General features: G+C 49.1%; 16 protein-coding genes. 1 reads left to right on the top strand and 15 read right to left on the bottom strand.

Annotation, left to right across the window (positions count from 1 at the left end; translation table 11 throughout):
• Positions 1-109: 109 nt before the first annotated feature.
• Positions 110-1,441: an aspartate--tRNA(Asn) ligase gene (gene aspS, locus WMO29_RS08630; protein WP_349164531.1), complete on the bottom strand. Its 1,332-nt coding sequence runs from the start codon at positions 1,439-1,441 to the stop codon at positions 110-112.
• Positions 1,442-2,176: 735 nt separating this feature from the next.
• Between aspS and asnA the strand changes: the two genes are divergently transcribed.
• Positions 2,177-3,187 carry an aspartate--ammonia ligase gene (asnA, locus tag WMO29_RS08625; protein WP_349164516.1) on the top strand — a complete coding sequence of 337 codons (1,011 nt, stop codon included), beginning with the start codon at positions 2,177-2,179 and terminating at the stop codon, positions 3,185-3,187.
• A 219-nt stretch (positions 3,188-3,406) separates the two neighbouring features.
• Here the strand turns inward: asnA and WMO29_RS08620 are convergent, their stop codons facing one another.
• The 14 genes from WMO29_RS08620 to WMO29_RS08555 form a co-directional block, all read right to left on the bottom strand.
• Positions 3,407-4,045: an AAA family ATPase gene (locus tag WMO29_RS08620; RefSeq protein ID WP_178039589.1), complete on the bottom strand. Its 639-nt coding sequence runs from the start codon at positions 4,043-4,045 to the stop codon at positions 3,407-3,409.
• 10 nt (positions 4,046-4,055) lie between these two features.
• On the bottom strand, positions 4,056-5,021 hold the full coding sequence (locus WMO29_RS08615; protein ID WP_178039590.1) for a PfkB family carbohydrate kinase: 966 nt from the start codon (positions 5,019-5,021) through the stop codon (positions 4,056-4,058).
• A complete protein-coding gene (locus WMO29_RS08610; RefSeq protein WP_178039591.1) occupies positions 5,014-5,439 on the bottom strand; it encodes a VOC family protein in 426 nt (141 codons plus the stop codon). Before WMO29_RS08610 ends, WMO29_RS08615 begins: the two co-directional genes overlap by 8 nt.
• A gap of 78 nt (positions 5,440-5,517) precedes the next feature.
• On the bottom strand, positions 5,518-6,453 hold the full coding sequence (locus tag WMO29_RS08605) for a class II fructose-bisphosphate aldolase (protein WP_349164515.1): 936 nt from the start codon (positions 6,451-6,453) through the stop codon (positions 5,518-5,520).
• A 30-nt stretch (positions 6,454-6,483) separates the two neighbouring features.
• Positions 6,484-7,452, bottom strand: a complete 969-nt coding sequence (locus WMO29_RS08600) for an ROK family protein (protein ID WP_349164514.1) — start codon at positions 7,450-7,452, stop codon at positions 6,484-6,486.
• Between the two features lie 2 nt (positions 7,453-7,454).
• Positions 7,455-8,441, bottom strand: a complete 987-nt coding sequence (locus WMO29_RS08595; RefSeq protein ID WP_349164513.1) for an ABC transporter permease — start codon at positions 8,439-8,441, stop codon at positions 7,455-7,457.
• A gap of 62 nt (positions 8,442-8,503) precedes the next feature.
• Complete coding sequence (locus tag WMO29_RS08590; RefSeq protein ID WP_349164512.1) at positions 8,504-10,006, bottom strand: sugar ABC transporter ATP-binding protein; 1,503 nt, start codon at positions 10,004-10,006, stop codon at positions 8,504-8,506.
• Between the two features lie 96 nt (positions 10,007-10,102).
• Entirely contained in the window at positions 10,103-11,167 is a 1,065-nt protein-coding gene (locus WMO29_RS08585) for a sugar ABC transporter substrate-binding protein (protein ID WP_349164511.1), read from the bottom strand.
• Between the two features lie 98 nt (positions 11,168-11,265).
• On the bottom strand, positions 11,266-11,946 hold the full coding sequence (locus WMO29_RS08580; RefSeq protein WP_178039597.1) for a D-lyxose/D-mannose family sugar isomerase: 681 nt from the start codon (positions 11,944-11,946) through the stop codon (positions 11,266-11,268).
• 14 nt (positions 11,947-11,960) lie between these two features.
• Complete coding sequence (locus tag WMO29_RS08575) at positions 11,961-13,007, bottom strand: aldose 1-epimerase family protein (RefSeq protein WP_349164510.1); 1,047 nt, start codon at positions 13,005-13,007, stop codon at positions 11,961-11,963.
• Between the two features lie 21 nt (positions 13,008-13,028).
• The gene (hxlB, locus tag WMO29_RS08570; RefSeq protein ID WP_349164509.1) at positions 13,029-13,601 is read right to left on the bottom strand and encodes a 6-phospho-3-hexuloisomerase; all 573 of its coding nucleotides are present in this window, start codon (positions 13,599-13,601) and stop codon (positions 13,029-13,031) included.
• 2 nt (positions 13,602-13,603) lie between these two features.
• The gene (locus tag WMO29_RS08565) at positions 13,604-14,314 is read right to left on the bottom strand and encodes a ribulose-phosphate 3-epimerase (protein ID WP_349164508.1); all 711 of its coding nucleotides are present in this window, start codon (positions 14,312-14,314) and stop codon (positions 13,604-13,606) included.
• A 226-nt stretch (positions 14,315-14,540) separates the two neighbouring features.
• A complete protein-coding gene (locus WMO29_RS08560) occupies positions 14,541-15,695 on the bottom strand; it encodes an ROK family transcriptional regulator (protein WP_349164507.1) in 1,155 nt (384 codons plus the stop codon).
• Positions 15,696-15,703: 8 nt separating this feature from the next.
• Entirely contained in the window at positions 15,704-16,645 is a 942-nt protein-coding gene (locus WMO29_RS08555; RefSeq protein WP_349164506.1) for a carbohydrate kinase family protein, read from the bottom strand.
• Positions 16,646-16,717 lie beyond the last annotated feature (72 nt).

The raw sequence follows: 16,717 nt of genomic DNA, 5'->3' as shown, positions 1-16,717 counted from the left end.
CAAAACCTCGCTTTACGGGCTTCGCCCTATAGCCTACCATAAAAAATCATTGCTTCCTGCAAGCAGGCGCGCTGTTTTTTATGGCAGGCTGCACTGCTCATTGCTAACGCTAAGGCTCTAGTCTGCTTAAATCTCTCGGGAACAGCGTGGTCTCCCGCACGTTGTCCTCGCCCACCAGCTTCATAGTCAGTCGCTCCAGACCGATGCCCAGGCCTCCATGGGGCGGCATTCCGTATTTGAAGGTATCCAGATACTGCTCCATGCCCTCCTCGGTCATGCCTCTGGCCGCGATCTTGTCAAGCAGCATCTGATAATCATGGATACGCTGACCGCCTGTGGTAATCTCCAGACCATCGAACAGCAGATCAAAACTTAAGGTGAACTTCGGATCCGCCGGGTCATCCATGGCGTAGAACGGACGCTTCTTGGACGGATAATGGGTGACAAATACAAAGTCAGAACCGTACTCCTCTTTGAAATAACGTCCGATCAGCACTTCCTCCTCCGGCTCCAGGTCGTAAGGGTTGCGAATCTTGTGTCCGTATTTCTCTGAAGCCAGGCGCTTTGCCTCATCGAAACGGACTGCCGGAATCCTGTCAGCCTTCGGTAAAGTAATACCGAGAATCTGAAGCTCCGACGCATAATCCTTTTCCAGAAGGGCCAGCATGTACTGAATAAATCCGGTCTCCATGGCCATAATGTCCTCGAAACCGTCGATATAACCCATCTCGAAATCCAGACTGGTATACTCATTCAAGTGGCGCTTGGTATTGTGCTTCTCCGCACGGAATACCGGGCCAGTCTCGAAGACACGGTCAAACACGCCTACCATCATCTGCTTATAGAACTGGGGGCTCTGTGCCAGCACAGCCGGGCGGTGGAAATAATCCAGACGGAACAGGTTGGAACCGCCCTCAGCGCCCTTGGCTCCGAGCTTCGGGGTGTGAATTTCTGTGAAGCCCTGGCTGTAAAGGAAATCCCGGAAGGCTCTTACCACGCCCTCCTGAATCCGGAACTTTGCACGCTCTCTTACGTTCCGAAGGGAAATAGATCTGCGGTTCAGCTTGGCGTCCAGGGAAGTGTTAAGCTTCCATTTAGCAATAGGCAGCGGCATGGGCGCAGCCGGCTCAGACAATACGGTGATGCCGGTCAGTCGAAGCTCCACGCCGTGAGGGGCGCGCTCCTCTTTGTAAATCGTTCCCTCTGCCACGATACTGGACGCCTCTTTCAATGTCTTCAGGTCAAAGGCTGTCACGCCTTCCTCAAATACACACTGTAAAAGACCGTCACGCCGCCTTAAGATAAGGAAGGCTACCTCGCCCATGTTGCGAATGGTATGGACGGTTCCCTCAATTTTCACCGTCTTTCCTTCCATACCCTCTGCGGTCACTGCCGCCAGATCTACGGTTTCCTTTTCTTTCACTCCTGTCATGAATTCCATCATTTTTACCTACCTTTCGAATATTTGCCTTTTCAGGCTTAAAGCTCTTCCGGGCAGGTATCAAATAGAATCCTGCTCTGCAGGATTCTCCGCCTGCGGCGGGTCGCCTAAGCGACATCCTTCTACTCCGCCGCAGTGCGATCCCCTGGAGGGCTTTTGCATAGCAGGAAATTCCTGCTATGCAAAAAGAACCCCGTCCCGGAATATTCCTATTCCGGGACGGGGTTTCATATTCAACAGAAATCCCGCGGTACCACCCGCATTGAAATGCGTCCGCTCTTTCGTCAGGCTCACATTTCCTCTTTTATGCCCGTAACGTGGACAGCTCCGTACCGGCCTACGTCCGAATCTGCTATGCAAATTCAGGTTCGACCGATCTGCTCCCAAGTGTTCCCGAGATGGTACTGTTCACTTCGTTCACACTACCACACGGGATAGTGACTGTGAAAAGTAACATCATGATTTCCTAATCCAAATAACGCTCTCAGTCGGTGACGCCATATTCCTGTCGGCCTCTGAAAATCCGAGTCTTGTTCTTTGCATTTCGTTATAGTATAATCGTTTGTAGCAGTTACAAACTTTTTTATGCGAGAAATATAGCACAATCTTTTTTCAATTGCAAGAGTTTTTTTCAGACTTCTTTGTGATTTTTAAATTTTTATGTGCCAGGTTCTGTTTGCCGAAATATTTTTCGTATTAACGCATTAAAATCTTAAGAATGAGGAGCAACTGATTATGGAACATCTGTACATACCGACGGATTATACCCCGGCGCTGGGGCTCTATGACACCCAGGTAGCCATCAAGACAGTCAAAGACTTTTTCCAACAGTCCCTGGCAGAGCAGCTTTACCTGCTGCGCGTGTCCGCGCCGCTTTTCGTTACCCCGGAATCCGGCCTGAACGACAACCTGAACGGCGTGGAGCGCCCCGTCACCTTCGGCATCCGGGAGCAGAATGAGCGTCCGGCTGAGATCGTACACTCTCTTGCCAAATGGAAGCGCAACGCCCTGAAGCAGTACGGCTTCCACATCGGCGAAGGCCTCTACACCGACATGAGCGCCATCCGCCGGGATGAGGACACCGACAACATTCATTCTATCTATGTGGATCAGTGGGATTGGGAGAAAATCATCCTGAAAGAGGACCGCAACGTGGAATATCTGAAGGAGACGGTCCGCAAGGTTTATAAGGCCCTGAAAAAAACCGAGAAATACATGGCTATCCGCTATGATTACATCGAAGAGATTCTTCCGAAGGAAATCTTCTTCATCACCACCCAGGAGCTGGCGGATCTCTACCCGGATAAGACGCCCAAGGAGCGCGAGGATATCATTGCCCGGGAAAAGGGCGCTGTCTTCCTCATGGAGATCGGAGACAAGCTGGCAAATGGCGAACCCCACGATGGACGGGCGCCGGACTATGACGACTGGCACTTGAACGGCGATATCATCGTGTGGTACCCGGTTCTGGGCCACGCGCTGGAGCTGTCCTCCATGGGTATCCGTGTGGACGAGGATTCCCTGGCACGCCAGCTGAAGCTTTCCGGCTGTGAGGACCGAGCGAAGCTGCCCTTCCAGAAGGCCATTCTGGAGAAAAAACTGCCCTACACCGTCGGCGGCGGTATCGGCCAGTCCCGCATCTGCATGTTCTATCTCCGCAAGGCTCACATCGGCGAGGTTCAGGTATCCATCTGGCCGGATGAGGTGCGGGAGAAATGCTCGAAATGCGGTATTAACCTGCTGTAAACTTGATTTCCGGCATAAAATAGAATCCTGCTCTGCAGGATTCTCCGCCTGCGGCGGGTCGCTTTAGCGACAGCATTCCATTCCGCCGCAGTGCAATCCCCCGGAGGGGCTTTTTGCTCTATAGAAATCACAACTTTCACGTTTTAATGCAGCACAGCATTTCCTATAGAGCAAGAAGGAGCGCGTCATCAAACGATGACACGCTCCTTCTTTTACATCTCAGGCTTTACTCTCATATGCCAGAATTTTCTGATAGATATCCTCATAGCTGACGGTACTGAAATCCGTCACGTCCACCGGTATATCCAGCCCCAGGTTTATATTATATTCCTTATGGCTGATCGACGCCGTAAATTCTTCAAAGGTTGGCGCAACCCGGGATATGGAATGCAGCATCTCCGGCCGGTAGGTTTCCTTATGGTAGCTGGTCAGCAGATGTCCCGGATGTCTGTCACCCTCCTCATCCCGCTTTGCCCCCCGCCGATAGACCGTCTCCGGATCGGTATACAGATACACGGTCACCGCGTCATAACCGGATTCCTGAATCAGCTCCTCCAGCTTCGGTTTATGGCGCTGATAAAAGGGATACTCAATAAGAATGGTTTTATTCTCCCACATCCGTTTCTGAATCGTCAGATAGAACTCCTCCAGACACCACCAGTTTAACCTGTCCTTCTGCTTCTCATTGTCGAAACCAAAGATATCCCAATTTTTCTCTTTTATCTCATCATAGCTGATTTTTACGATATCGTCATTTCCCAGATATTCCAGAAAACGGCGAGCCGTACCACTCTTACCGGTACCCGGTCCGCCCGTAAAAATAAGCAGCGTCCGTTGATTCGGAAACACTCTTTTCATAGCAGTTCCTCTAAAATTTGAAGGTGCCGTCTCTCATGGCCTGTACATTCTCCGGGCTGATCTTTCCCTCCATGGGACCGAATGCCGCCACGTTTAATGCCCCGGCTGCCGCCGCAATCTCTGCGCATTCCTTCAGCTCCTTACCCTCCAGCAAAGCGCACAGAAATGCTCCGATCGAAGTGTCGCCGGCGCCGGTGGGATCTACACAGTTTACCTTATAAAGTCCCTGCTCTACCACCAGACCGTCACGGGTATAGATCTTAGAGCCCTTATCTCCGTTCTTCAGCATCAGAATCTCCAGGTTCGGGTTCTCAAAGCATTTCTTCACTGCCGCGTCCACATCATCCAGACCGGTAAGAAGCTTCAGCTCATCCAGACCCGGCGCAAAGAGATTGGTGATCTCCAAAACCGCATTGATAATCTCAAAGGATTCCTTACTCTTCTTCGGATTGGTCAGATGCTCCACACGTACATTGGGATCAAAGCTGATCTTAGTTCCCTGAGCCTTCATGGCTCTGGCAGTCTTTACAATCTCCCAGCCATAGCTCAGACGAGCCGTCAACGCACAGCCCATGATATGAAGATACTTTGCTTCCTTCAGGGACGGCTCTGTCACATCGGGCATCACTGCCTTGGTTGCCGGAGTATCATCCCAATGGAACAGATATCTTCTGTCGCCCTTATTGTCGTAGGCTACAAAGGCGCAGGCTGTAGAGCCATCCGGATCTACCAGAACCTTCGACACATCGACACCGTCCTTCTTCAGACGATTCAGCATACACTCTCCAAAGCCGTCCTTTCCCACACCGGAAATAATTCCGCAGCTGTGTCCCATCCGCGCAACCGTAGAAATCATAATTGCGGAGGAGCCGGACGGATAGGGTCCGGAAAACAGTGCTGTTTCATTCAGAGGCTTGTCAACCTCTGTTCTCATAATCTCAACCAGGGTCTCGCCCATTGTCCAAATTTCAGCCAAGTGCCTTCACCGCCTTTTCCTTTTCCTCTTCGGACGCAAATTTCTGAATAAATTCTACTACCTCATGGTTCGGTCCGAGAATGGTGATATACTCTACGCCATGCTCCCAGTAAGGCAGAAATGCCGGTCCTTCATTGATATAATAACCTGCTTCTCTGATCTCCTTTACACAGGTTACGATATCGGTACAGTTCAGAGCTACGTGGTCGATAGCGCCGGTGGCGTTGGTTGCGCCTCCATCCTTCTCATAGGTCTCAATAATAATGTTGCCGTGCTCAAAGAATTTTACCGGATGTCCTCCGTAGGTGGTCTCCCATTTCAGCTTGAAGCCAAGACCCAGATAGAATTCCTCTGTCTTTTTGATATCATCTGTAGGAATTCCGATGTGCTGATAACCTTCTACATAATTTGTAAGCATAATAAAACCCTCCTTAAACTCATAGGGCAGATACTTTTTTCAAAATACCTGCCCTTTTTTCTTGTTTTACATTCTGATTTAGCCGTAAATGCTCTTCAGTACAGCCGGAGCCTTTCCGCTGCAGTTGAAGAAATCACTCTTGCTTGCGATTTCGGCTGCAATTGCCTTACGTCCCGGTCCTGCAATCTTACGCGGGTCATACTCCGTCTCCGGAAGTGTCTTGATTGCCTCTCTGACTGCGTCGGTATATACCTTCTTCAGTCCTGTTCCCACATTAATCTTGCTCATACCCATAGCAACACACTTGCGGAAATCATCCTCCGGTACACCGGTACCGCCGTGAAGCACCAGCGCAACATCTGTCTGCTTGCGGATCTCCTCCAGAAGGTCAAATTTGATTTCCGGAGCAGCCTTATAGAAGCCATGCGCGGTACCGATAGCAACTGCCAGAGCGTCAATACCGGTTCTCTCTACAAATTCCTTTACCAGAGACGGATCGGTATATGCTTTTCCGGATTCCTCTACGTGGATATTGTCCTCGTGACCTGCCAGCATTCCCAGCTCTGCCTCTACGGAACAGCCGTTGATACCATACGGACTGTGATTATGGGCGAAATCCGCGATTTCCTTGGATCTTGCAATGTTGGTCTCAAAGTCTTCCTTGGAAGCGTCAATCATAACATTGGTGAAGCCTGCCACAACAGCCTGCTTAATCTGCTCCATATCTGTCGCATGATCCAGATGCAGACAGAAGGGAACCTCCGGATAAGTCTTTGCGATACCCTTTGCAGTCTCTGCAATCAGCTCCAGGGAACCGATGTATTTGATTGCGCCCAGAGAAGCCATCAGGATAACCGGCGCATTCTTTTCACGGGCACCCTCTACGATGCCAACCATCTCCGGAATGGTGCTGAAATTAAATGCTCCTACTGCATATCTTTCCTTCGGGTCAACATCTGTAGTAGCAAGCTTTACAGAGTCAGCCATAATCTGTTTCATTGTAAGTAACGGCATAATATTTCTCCTCTTTTCTTAAATTTGACCTTACAGGCTTCCGTCAATGGCTTTTTTCACCATGACATACGCACCGTAAGCTACAACCTTGTCATTCAGCTCGGAAACACGGATTCTGTCCTCGTCAAAGGGGAAGCAGGCATGTCTGCGTATCTCGTTCATCATGCTGTAACGGAAATACTTATCTGCCTTTGCCATTCCGCCTGCCAGAACAATCACATCCGGATCAAGCAGGTTAATCAGGTTGGACAATCCCACACCAATATAGTATCCCTCCTGCCGCAGCATGTCAATGGCATAAGCATCCCCCTCCGCCGCTGCGTCACTCAGGATTTTTCCATTTACCTTTTCCGGATCATAGTCAATGCTTTCAAAAGCAGCGGACTTGATTCCGGAACGAATATCCCGTTTCATGCGCTGATTTACTGCAGTTCCGGAGGCATACAGCTCAAAGCATCCGCTTCCGCCGCAGCCGCATCGGGGACCTGCGAAATTAATCGTCATGTGTCCGAACTCTCCGGCAAATCCGGAGCGTCCGTGATAAATCTCTCCTCCGATGGCAATACCGCCGCCGCAGCCGGTGCTGATGGTCTGATAAAGAACTACCTGCTCACCCTTAGCCACACCTACATTTGCCTCTGCCAGTGCGCCCAGATTTCCATCATTTTCCACATAAACCGGAACGCCGAACTCTTCTCTCAGTCGATCTCCGAGTGGAAAATTCTTCCAGCCCATCATCGGTACATCAATAATCAGACCGGTACGGTAATCCAGCGGACCGGGCGCCGCAACGCCAACACCCGCCAGATCCTCTTTTGTTTTTCCGGCTTCCTCCAGAACCTCATAAGCAAGCTCAATGGTATTCTGGAATACAGCATCCTCACCCTCATAGGTTCTGGACTTTTTTACCTTAAATTCAGTAATCGGCTCCCCCTGATCATTGAACACTACAGAGGTCGTTTTCGTTCCGCCGATATCAATAATCAAATAGTACTTCATACTTACTCTTCTTTGCCCTTCTGTGCCATATCAAGCATAACTGCCAGGATAATGATTGCTCCGATTACGACCTTCTGCCAGTATGCGGAAATCTCCATCAGAGTCATACCATTGTTGATAACTGCAATAATAGCGCATCCAAACATAGCTCTTGCTACGGATCCGGAACCGCCGGCCAGGGAAGTTCCGCCCAGAACGGTTGCCGCGATAGCGAACATCTCATATCCGTCACCGGTTGCCGGATGTCCATTGTTTACCTTGGAAGCTGCTACGATACCTGCCAGACCTGCTGTAATACCACAGATCATATGGCACTTCAGTGTTACCATCTTTGTATTGATACCACACATATGCGCTACAGAGGCATTGGAACCAACTGCGAATACGTGACGTCCGAATACAGTCTTGGTCAGAATAATGTGGAAAATTAAAACAACTATAATGGTAAACAGAACGATAACCGGAATAATACCTGTCTTAAAGCTCTCTGTCTCAATCAGACGTCCTGCGCCCAGTACAGAGAAGCCATTGGGCAGACCATAAACCGGACCGCCGCCGGAAATGATGTAAGCCAGTCCACGGAATGCCTGCATCAGAGCCAGGGTACAAATCATGGGAACCAGTCCTCTATACGCTACCAGCCAGCCAATAAAGAGACCAATCAGGGCTCCGCCTGCCAGACCAACCAGAATCTGGACTGCCATAATCAGCGGTGTAGACTGAATGTTCAGTGCCAGTACAACCTGTGCTGCCAGGATACCGGTAATCGCCATGGAGGAACCAACGCTGATATCGATACCGCCCAGGATGATTACATAGGTCAGACCAGTTGCCAGAATTGCGTTCAGACACATCTGTCCGAACAGGTTGATTACGTTTGCTGTCTTCAGGAAGGTCGTGTTACCGATGGAAAAACCGATAACCAGAAGAACCAGTACGACAATTACAATATTATCAGTAATAAACTGTTTAATATTTTTTTCTTTCATTTTATTTTCCTCTCTTATCTATAAGCTTTGAATATCTATAAGCCTTCCAATTTTTTTCGGTATTACTGCTTGTCTGAACCATCGGTAACCGGATTTGCAAGAGAAATCAGATTCAGCTCTGTAATCTCCTCACGGTTCAGCTCACCTGTCAGATGTCCCTCTGACATAACGTAAGCACGGTCAGCAACCTTGATAACCTCCGGCATATCAGAGGAAATCATGATAATACATCCGCCGTTTTCAACAAACTGGTTCATCAATGCATAAAACTCTGCTCTCGCATTTACGTCGATACCCTTGGTAGGCTCGTCCAGAATCAGAAGCTTTACACCGGCTGCCAGCCATTTAGAAAGGATAACCTTCTGCTGATTACCACCTGACAGATTTCCGCACAGTGCCTTGATGTTCGGCGCTTTAATCTTCAGCTTGTCCATGTACTCCTCACTGGTGGATACCTCCCAGGGAACATTGACAAAACCATTCTTTGCGTGGAACGGCAGGTTCGGCAGCGCAATATTTTCTTCAATTGATTTTTTCAGAAGAAGTCCGGTACGACGACGGTCCTCAGTAGCAAGTCCGACTTTTCGCCGAATTGCATCCGCCGGGTTCTTAATATGTACTTCTTCTCCATACAGGAATACCTTACCGGAAGTAATCTTGGTAGCTCCGAAGATCGCCTCCATAACCTCGGTACGTCCTGCTCCAACCAGACCGGAGAACGCTACAATCTCGCCGGCATTGGCATGGAAGCTTACATTTTCAAATACACCCTTCTGAGTAAGGTTTTCAACGCGAAGCATCTCTTCCTTCGCGGTATGTTCCGGTTTCACATAAGCGCCCAGCTCACGGCCAACCATGCTGTTGACGATGGTCTGCTCGCTTACCTCATTTACTTTATATTCTGCCACCTTCAGACCATCGCGGAAGATAGAACACTTCTCGCAGATGATAGGAAGCTCTGCCATACGGTGTGTTACATAAATCATTGTGGTGTTGGCAGCTTTCATCTTCCGGACCTGCTCAAAAAGAGAATCAATCTCTTTCTCAGAAAGTGAGGAAGTCGGCTCATCAAGGACTACTACCTTTGCGTGTTTGGAAATAACCTTTGCAATCTCAACCATCTGCAGCTGTGCAGCGGTCAGTTTGGAACAAAGGGTATGCGCATCTACTTCCAGACCCATTTCGTCCAGAACGGCCTGCGCATCGGCCTCCATTTTTTTACGATCCAGTAAACCGTTTTTCTGTTTCGGCTCACATCCCAGATACATGTTCTCAGCTACGGTCAGATGGGGAGCAATTGCTGTCTCCTGCTCAATAACTGCGATACCTGCATCCAAAGCATCCTTCGGAGTTTTAAAGTTACATACTTTTCCGTCCAGAATGACTTCGCCCCTTGTGGGCTTATAAATTGAAGCAATAATTTTAATCAGTGTAGATTTTCCGGCGCCGTTTTCACCGACCAGAGCATGGCATTCACCCGGATAAAAATCAATGCTGATATCCTCCAACGCTTTTACGCCCGGAAATTCTTTGGCAATATTTTTTACCTGTAAGAGCGGTTCCATATCTGTCCTCCATTTCCCTCTTTATTAAAAAGTGCCCAGAACCAATGGCCTGGGCACTTTAGACCAATACTTACTTAGTCTGATTTCCTATAGAAATTACTTCAGGTAATCTGCAACGTTCTCAGCAGTTACAAGCTTACACTCGATCAGGTCCTTCTGATCTCCTGCGATTGCGCCAGTTGTGAAGTACTCAGCGATCTTATCTACGATACCAGCGCCGATACCAACCGGATCCTGTGCAACTTCTGCTTCCCAAATCTTACCAACAACCGGGTCAGCGATGTACTGGCAAGCTGTCTCACCTGCATCGAAACCAACGATCTTTGTGCTTGCGCCTGCTGCCTGGATAGAGGACAGTGCGCCGTAACCGGTCGGGTCACCTACTACGAAGATGTAGGAAAGGTCATCGCCATACTTTGTGATCAGGTTCTGCATGATATCAGCAGCCTTTGCCTGGTCGTTATCAGCATCCTGAGACTCGATCAGAGTCAGATCCTTGCCGCCGTCGATAGCAGCCTGGATGGTCTCCTCGAAACCAGCCTGACGGTCCTGAGTGGACTGTGCGGAAGCGTATGTGATACATCCAACGATGGATCCTTCCGGAGCATGCTCAGCAACGTACTCACCAGCAGTAACACCGCCAGCCTTGTTGTTGGAGCCTACGAATGCAAGGTACTGATCCAGATACTGGTCATCCAGTGTACAGTCAAATGTGAAGATCTTAACGCCCTCTTTGTTAGCTGCCTGGATAGCCGGCATGGTTCCTGCGGGGTCGTTTGCGGAAAGTGCAACTGCATCATAGCCTGCGCCTACGTAGTTGTTGATCAGGTCGGAGCACTTGTTTCCGTCAAGCTCCTGGTCGCCAAGTGTCGGAGCCGGGATACCGAGCTTCTCACACTGAGACTTGATACCTTCCTCAACGCTCTGATAGAAAGCGTCGTTCTCTGTACCAACGATGAATGCCAGCTTCAGGTCTGCCAGATCCTTTGTTTCGCCTGCTGCGTCAGCGTCAGCGTCAGCGTCAGTTGCCGGAGTCTCTGCGGTCTCCTCTGTCTTTGTGTCTGCTGCTGCGTCTGTGCTTTCAGCCGGCTTGGAGCCGCATGCTGCCAGAGATGCAACCATCATTGTTGCCATCAGAGCTGCTAAAACTTTTTTCTTCATCTTTTTCATCCTCCTAATTTTGAAAAGATTTTTTAGAGTGTATTTAAATACTTCCCACTCCGGAAGTATACACTTTCTCCCTTTTATTCCGGTCTCTCTTATTTTGCTGCCGGATACTCTGTACAGAGCAGTCTGTACGGTGCTTCATCCTCCTCGATGGACGGATATCTTCCCAGCGGATTCTTGAAGCGGTTGTCTGTGTTGTCATCATTGGTTGCGGAAACCTCTCCAATCAGGGACGGGCCGCCTTCCGGAATGATGAACTCATGATACAGGTACGGATACAGTGTCATGCTTTCGCCCGGGTGAAGGGTTACCTTGCTTCCTGCCGGCATGGTGTACTGTCTGCCGTCCTGGCAAATCATAACGTCAGTATCCAGGAAATCTCCTGTCTCCGGATCTGCGTTATAGAATGTAAAGATAATGTCGTTTCCGCCGCGGTTGATGATGTCTTCCATCTTATTCCAGTGGAAATGCATCGGAGAAACCTGACCGGAATCACACATCATAATTTTCTCTGCGTAGGGCTTTTTATATTTCGGGTTATGTACATTACCGTTACGGATGGTAATCAGCGCCAGACCCAGGGTATCGAAATGACCCTCACCGTAGTCTGTTACGTCCCAGCCCAGAGCATTGTCACGAATCTCATCATACTCATGACCCTTCTCTGCCCACTCCTCCGGAGTGAAGCTTAAGTACGGCGGAAGCGCGAATTTGTACTCTGCCAGTAATGCCTCAAATTTTTTGATAACTGCATTAATTTCTGATCTCTTCATAACTCTGACTCCTTCTATGCTTTTATCGCATTGATTTTTTCTATTGCTGCATCTATCTTATCTTTTCCCTCGATGACGGAGAACTTAAGAACGTTGGTCTCCTTCTCAAAGGGTTCCAGATAATGTACGGTATTATTTTCAATATGATGAAGCTTTCCATATACGCTGGAATTGGACGGCTCCAGACCCAGGACATAATCTCCGGATGCCATGGATTTCCATTCCATAAAATATGGAAGATTCTTCTGGTTGAACTCAATGGTCAGGCCGATGTCCAGCTCATGGTTGGCTACCAGTACCATAGTGTCCAGCTTGTCGTCGGACTGCATATCATGGATGAACACGTACTCGCACTCATTGTCAATGGGCGTCTCCAGCTTGTTCCATCGTTCTACGTGCTTCTCAGAAAATTCTTCTCTTCCGACCACCTTTTTGGAAGGTACGTAAAGCTCGCAGTTTTCATTCAGGAACGGATATCCCACATTGCAATGATACAGGAGCATCAGCGGCTCCGGACGGAACGCCTGATTTTCAATCTCGTCCGTTACCGTAATACTGTTTTCTCCCAGAACGCTTTCTATCCTTCTGCGAAGGACCATATTCTCACCGAACAGCTCTGCCTCCCGCATCTCGCCGGAAATCACCAGCTTGCAGGTCTCGCCCTCGGTAATCACATCTGTGCATACATGCTCGGCCGGTGTGGTACGCATACGGCCGTGCATGGGATAATCCTTTCCGTCTACGGTGCAGGGAGCGCAGATGTTTTCCAGGCCACAGGTGAAGAACAACCCACCCATGATGCTTCGAAGCGCTTCCTCTCCGTTGGTGTCATACTGATTTCTTCCTTCCAGCCCGGGCTTCGCAAGGAATGTCATGTTCATGCCCTTATAGGAAAAATCCGTAATATCCAGCGCCTTATCCGCTGCGGAATGGAAGAAAATGTCGCCGCATTTTGCTTCAATGGCGTTCATGTGCTCCGCGCGTCCCTCTTTATAAACAATCGGACGGGCGTATACCATCTGCTGCAGGCTTCCGCAATATTTCATCAGCTTCTTATCCATTGCTGTCATCCTCTCAACCGCTTACTCAAGATTTGCGTGATATCTCCAGAGGCTCTTCATATCAATCTTACGCTCGTCGATAATCATCTTCGCAACCACATCTCCGAAAAGCAGAAGGCTCTGCTCAAACAGGGATGTCATGGGCTGTACGGAATCAATCTCGTCCTCCAGATAATTCTTGGTTCTCACCGGAATACGAACCATGAACTCGCACAGGTCCTTCATCTCGCTGTTGGGGTTGGAACCGATGTGTACGATTTTGGCGCCGATTCCATGTGCCTTCTTCGCAATTCCCAACGGGAACAGGGAGCCGCCGCTTCCGGATCCTACAATCAGAAGATCCTTATCGGTGATAGCCGGCTCGGTGATCTCTCCCACATAGTGGGTTTTGATTCCCAGATGCGCCAGTCTCTTGCAGATAGCCTGTAAGGAAAGAAGTACTCTTCCGACTCCTACAAAGTAAACCTGGTCTGCTTCCAGAACTGCCTGTACAAATTTTTCAACCGTTTCCGGTTCTACGGCTCCCAGAGCCTTGTCCAGCTCACCCAGGACTGATTTTACGGTTTCATTATAATTATCACTGTAATATCCCATCTTTATGACCTCTTGCTGTTAATCTCATCTTCCATGGCCTTCAGTCTCTTCAGGCTTCCGGTCTGGTCATCCTTCTTGATACAGGTGCTTCCCGCTACGAAGATATCCGCTTCACCGGACATTCCGTAGGTAGAAATATTCTCCGGGGAAATTCTTCCGTCCAGAATCACTCTGGTATCCAGCCCTCTGGCGGTAATCATTTCATGTAAATCATGAATCTTCTTTGCCGAGTAAGCTGTCTGTGCCTCGCCTTTCACCTGGGCAAAGCCCGGATTAATCAGCATCAGAAGCACTGCGTCGCATTTATCAAGGATGTACTCCAGCTCATACAGCGGCGTCGCCGGCTTCAGAGCCACACCAGCGCGGATACCCTTGCTGTGAATGTAATTCAGCATACCGTCCACGTGGTCACAGGTTTCTATGTGAAATACAATCTGAGAAGCGCCTGCCTCAATCAGTTCATCGATAAAGAACTGCGGCTCTGTTACCATTACATGCGCTTCGAACTCCAGATTGGTTTTCTTTCGAAGCTGCTTTACCGTATCAAGACCCAGCGGCATGCTCGGGCTGAAATGTCCGTCCAGAATATCTACATGAATCATCTCCAGTCCGGCTTCCTCTACCATCCGGCACTGCTGTTCCAGGTTACACATATCCAGTGTAATCATAGATGGAGAGATATGACAGGATTTTGCCCAAATTTTCTCGTTCATTTTCCCTTTTCTCCTACATCTTGCATATTAGTGCATTGCCCTTACTAACTTTATATGAACAAATTATACATCATTCTCATCATTTGTCAATCCGGCAATTCCAATTTTTATGTTTTACACAAAAGCTGTTTTCTTTTTTGTATAAATTACACAAAAAAGGAGAAGTCTGCTGGTTCATTCTCCCATCAGCATTCTTCTCCTTTGTACATTGATTTTATTTTAACATTTAATCCAGCATTTCACCTTCAAAGGTCTTGCTTACCGCATTGCATACAGCGCCGAGGACCGGCATTTTTTCCATGAACTTTACCTTTTTCACCAGTGTCCGTACCTTTTTGTTGGCAAACTTCCGTTCATTGATGATGTCCTCCAGCCGCTTCAGATACTTTTCCTGCCAGTAGATGCTGTCCATTCCCAACAGAATAATCTCGAAGTTCATGATATTCTGCAGGCTGATGATCGCGCAGGACAAGTCGTTAATCAGCTCCTGCATAATCCGCTCTGCTTCCGGATCCTCCATCTGACAGAATTCCCGATACGGAATCTTCCTGCCAAAGGCGGCCTCTATCTTTTCCTGCACTCTGTCAGAACCGATGTAAGCCTCCAGGCAGCCGATATTGCCGCAGACACATTTCCGGCCATGATGGTTGATGGAAAGGTGTCCCATCTCCGGAGGATAACCGGAATTGCTCTGGTATCTGTGCCCATTGGTCATGATACCGCTTCCGACGCCCTTTTCAATACCCAGTACCAGCACATCCTGATATCCCTGCCCGTTTCCGTAGAGCTGTTCCACCAGTGCCGCGCTCTGGACATCATGATCCAGGAACACCGGAATTCCATAGCGCTTCTGTATAGGCTCTGCCACATCCAGATTCTGTATTCCGTGAAAATAACCCGGATTGATAATCCGGCCCTTCTTCACATCTACCGGTCCCGGCGTCGCTACTCCGATGGCAATGATCTTTTCTTCCCGCTCCAGCAGGCGATCCAACAGACGGTAGGCGACCTCCATGATTTCCTGTCCGCCCGACCATTCCCGTTCTACCCGTTCGTAGGCAATGATATTCATGTTCAAATCACAGATCGCCGCCTCCAGGCAGCCGCGTCCAAACAGAATTCCTATGTATTTCGGAGCTTCAGGACTAATCTCCAGCTTTACAGGTGTTCTTCCCAGCTTTGCCTTCGTCGTCACTGCTGCTTCTCTTAAGTATCCCTGCTCAATCAGTTCATTGACAATCGCGGAGATCGCCGTTTTGGTCAGATGCACCTCTCTTGCCAGTTCGATTCTGGAGGTGCATTTTCCCGTAGCGATCAGTTGGAGTACCAGACCTCGGTTTCGTTTTTTCAGATAATCTTTATTTACCCCTAGTCTAGCCATAGCATTTATCAGTTCTCTGCGAGAAACTTCTCAACCTTCTCTCTGGTAGGCAGAGATGAGATCGCTCCTTTCTCCTGTACGGAAAGGGAGCCGCTCACATTGCCGTATTTTACCGCTTCCTTAAGAAGCTCCACATTCAGCTGGTCTACAGAAGATACCCCGTGATTCAGCACACAGGAAAGGAAACCTCCCCAGAACGCGTCTCCGGCTCCCGTGGTGTCTGCCACATGGGATACCGGAAAGCCCGGAACCACATAAGACTTTCCGTCGTAGAATACCTCCGCGCCATCGCCGCCCAGGGTCAGAACCGCTACTGCAACGTCATACTCCTTCATCACATTTAACAGGTTATCATGTCCCCCTACCATGTCAATCTCCTCATCGGAGAGCTTCAGGAAATCCACGTATTTCAGAATGGAAAGCACCTTCTCGGTGCAGGCCTTCTTGTCATCCTTCCACATCAGATTCCGGTAATTGATGTCAAAGCCTACCAGCTTGCCCAGCTCTTTTGCTCTGGCCATGGCATACTCGGTAGCCTCCACCGCCGGTCCTGCAGAAAGGCTGCAGGAGCCTGCCTGTACGATACGGCAGTCCTTCAGATCCTCGTCCCGGATCTCGCTCTTGTCCAGCAGCATATCCGCGCCGGGCTTTCTTGCAAAGGTAAAGCTTCTGTCATTGTGCTCGTTCAGAGACACAAACGCCATGGTCGTAGTAGCCTCATCTGTCATCTCCGGCGCCAGAGGCGTTACATGATTCTCCCGCAGGGTTTTCAGCAGAAACTTTCCGAAATCGTCATTGCCCACCTTGCAGTACATGCCTGCCTGAAGTCCGTTTCTTGCCGCGCTGATTGCTACATTTGCGGGCGCGCCGCCTGCGTTACGAATGTAGCTTCCTTCTTCCTGGCCGGGAAGAAAATCAATTACCATCTCTCCAATTGTAATAAAATCCATACGTCCTCCTACTTTATCGCGCCTGAATTCCAGGTGCTGATTTTAGAATCCTTTGATACTAAAATCATAACA

The organism is Laedolimicola intestinihominis (assembly GCF_040096155.1).
In the GTDB taxonomy this organism is placed as follows: Bacteria; Bacillota; Clostridia; order Lachnospirales; family Lachnospiraceae; genus Laedolimicola; species Laedolimicola intestinihominis.
This window is presented reverse-complemented; position numbering and strand designations above follow the sequence as displayed.

Coding starts and splice junctions, on each gene's coding strand:
- aspS (WP_349164531.1), bottom strand. CDS start 1,441: ATGGAATTCATGACAGGAGTGAAAGAAAAGGAAACCGTAGATCTGGCG.
- asnA (WP_349164516.1), top strand. CDS start 2,177: ATGGAACATCTGTACATACCGACGGATTATACCCCGGCGCTGGGGCTC.
- WMO29_RS08620 (WP_178039589.1), bottom strand. CDS start 4,045: ATGAAAAGAGTGTTTCCGAATCAACGGACGCTGCTTATTTTTACGGGC.
- WMO29_RS08610 (WP_178039591.1), bottom strand. CDS start 5,439: ATGCTTACAAATTATGTAGAAGGTTATCAGCACATCGGAATTCCTACA.
- WMO29_RS08605 (WP_349164515.1), bottom strand. CDS start 6,453: ATGCCGTTACTTACAATGAAACAGATTATGGCTGACTCTGTAAAGCTT.
- WMO29_RS08600 (WP_349164514.1), bottom strand. CDS start 7,452: ATGAAGTACTATTTGATTATTGATATCGGCGGAACGAAAACGACCTCT.
- WMO29_RS08595 (WP_349164513.1), bottom strand. CDS start 8,441: ATGAAAGAAAAAAATATTAAACAGTTTATTACTGATAATATTGTAATT.
- WMO29_RS08590 (WP_349164512.1), bottom strand. CDS start 10,006: ATGGAACCGCTCTTACAGGTAAAAAATATTGCCAAAGAATTTCCGGGC.
- WMO29_RS08585 (WP_349164511.1), bottom strand. CDS start 11,167: ATGAAGAAAAAAGTTTTAGCAGCTCTGATGGCAACAATGATGGTTGCA.
- WMO29_RS08580 (WP_178039597.1), bottom strand. CDS start 11,946: ATGAAGAGATCAGAAATTAATGCAGTTATCAAAAAATTTGAGGCATTA.
- WMO29_RS08575 (WP_349164510.1), bottom strand. CDS start 13,007: ATGGATAAGAAGCTGATGAAATATTGCGGAAGCCTGCAGCAGATGGTA.
- hxlB (WP_349164509.1), bottom strand. CDS start 13,601: ATGGGATATTACAGTGATAATTATAATGAAACCGTAAAATCAGTCCTG.
- WMO29_RS08565 (WP_349164508.1), bottom strand. CDS start 14,314: ATGAACGAGAAAATTTGGGCAAAATCCTGTCATATCTCTCCATCTATG.
- WMO29_RS08560 (WP_349164507.1), bottom strand. CDS start 15,695: ATGGCTAGACTAGGGGTAAATAAAGATTATCTGAAAAAACGAAACCGA.
- WMO29_RS08555 (WP_349164506.1), bottom strand. CDS start 16,645: ATGGATTTTATTACAATTGGAGAGATGGTAATTGATTTTCTTCCCGGC.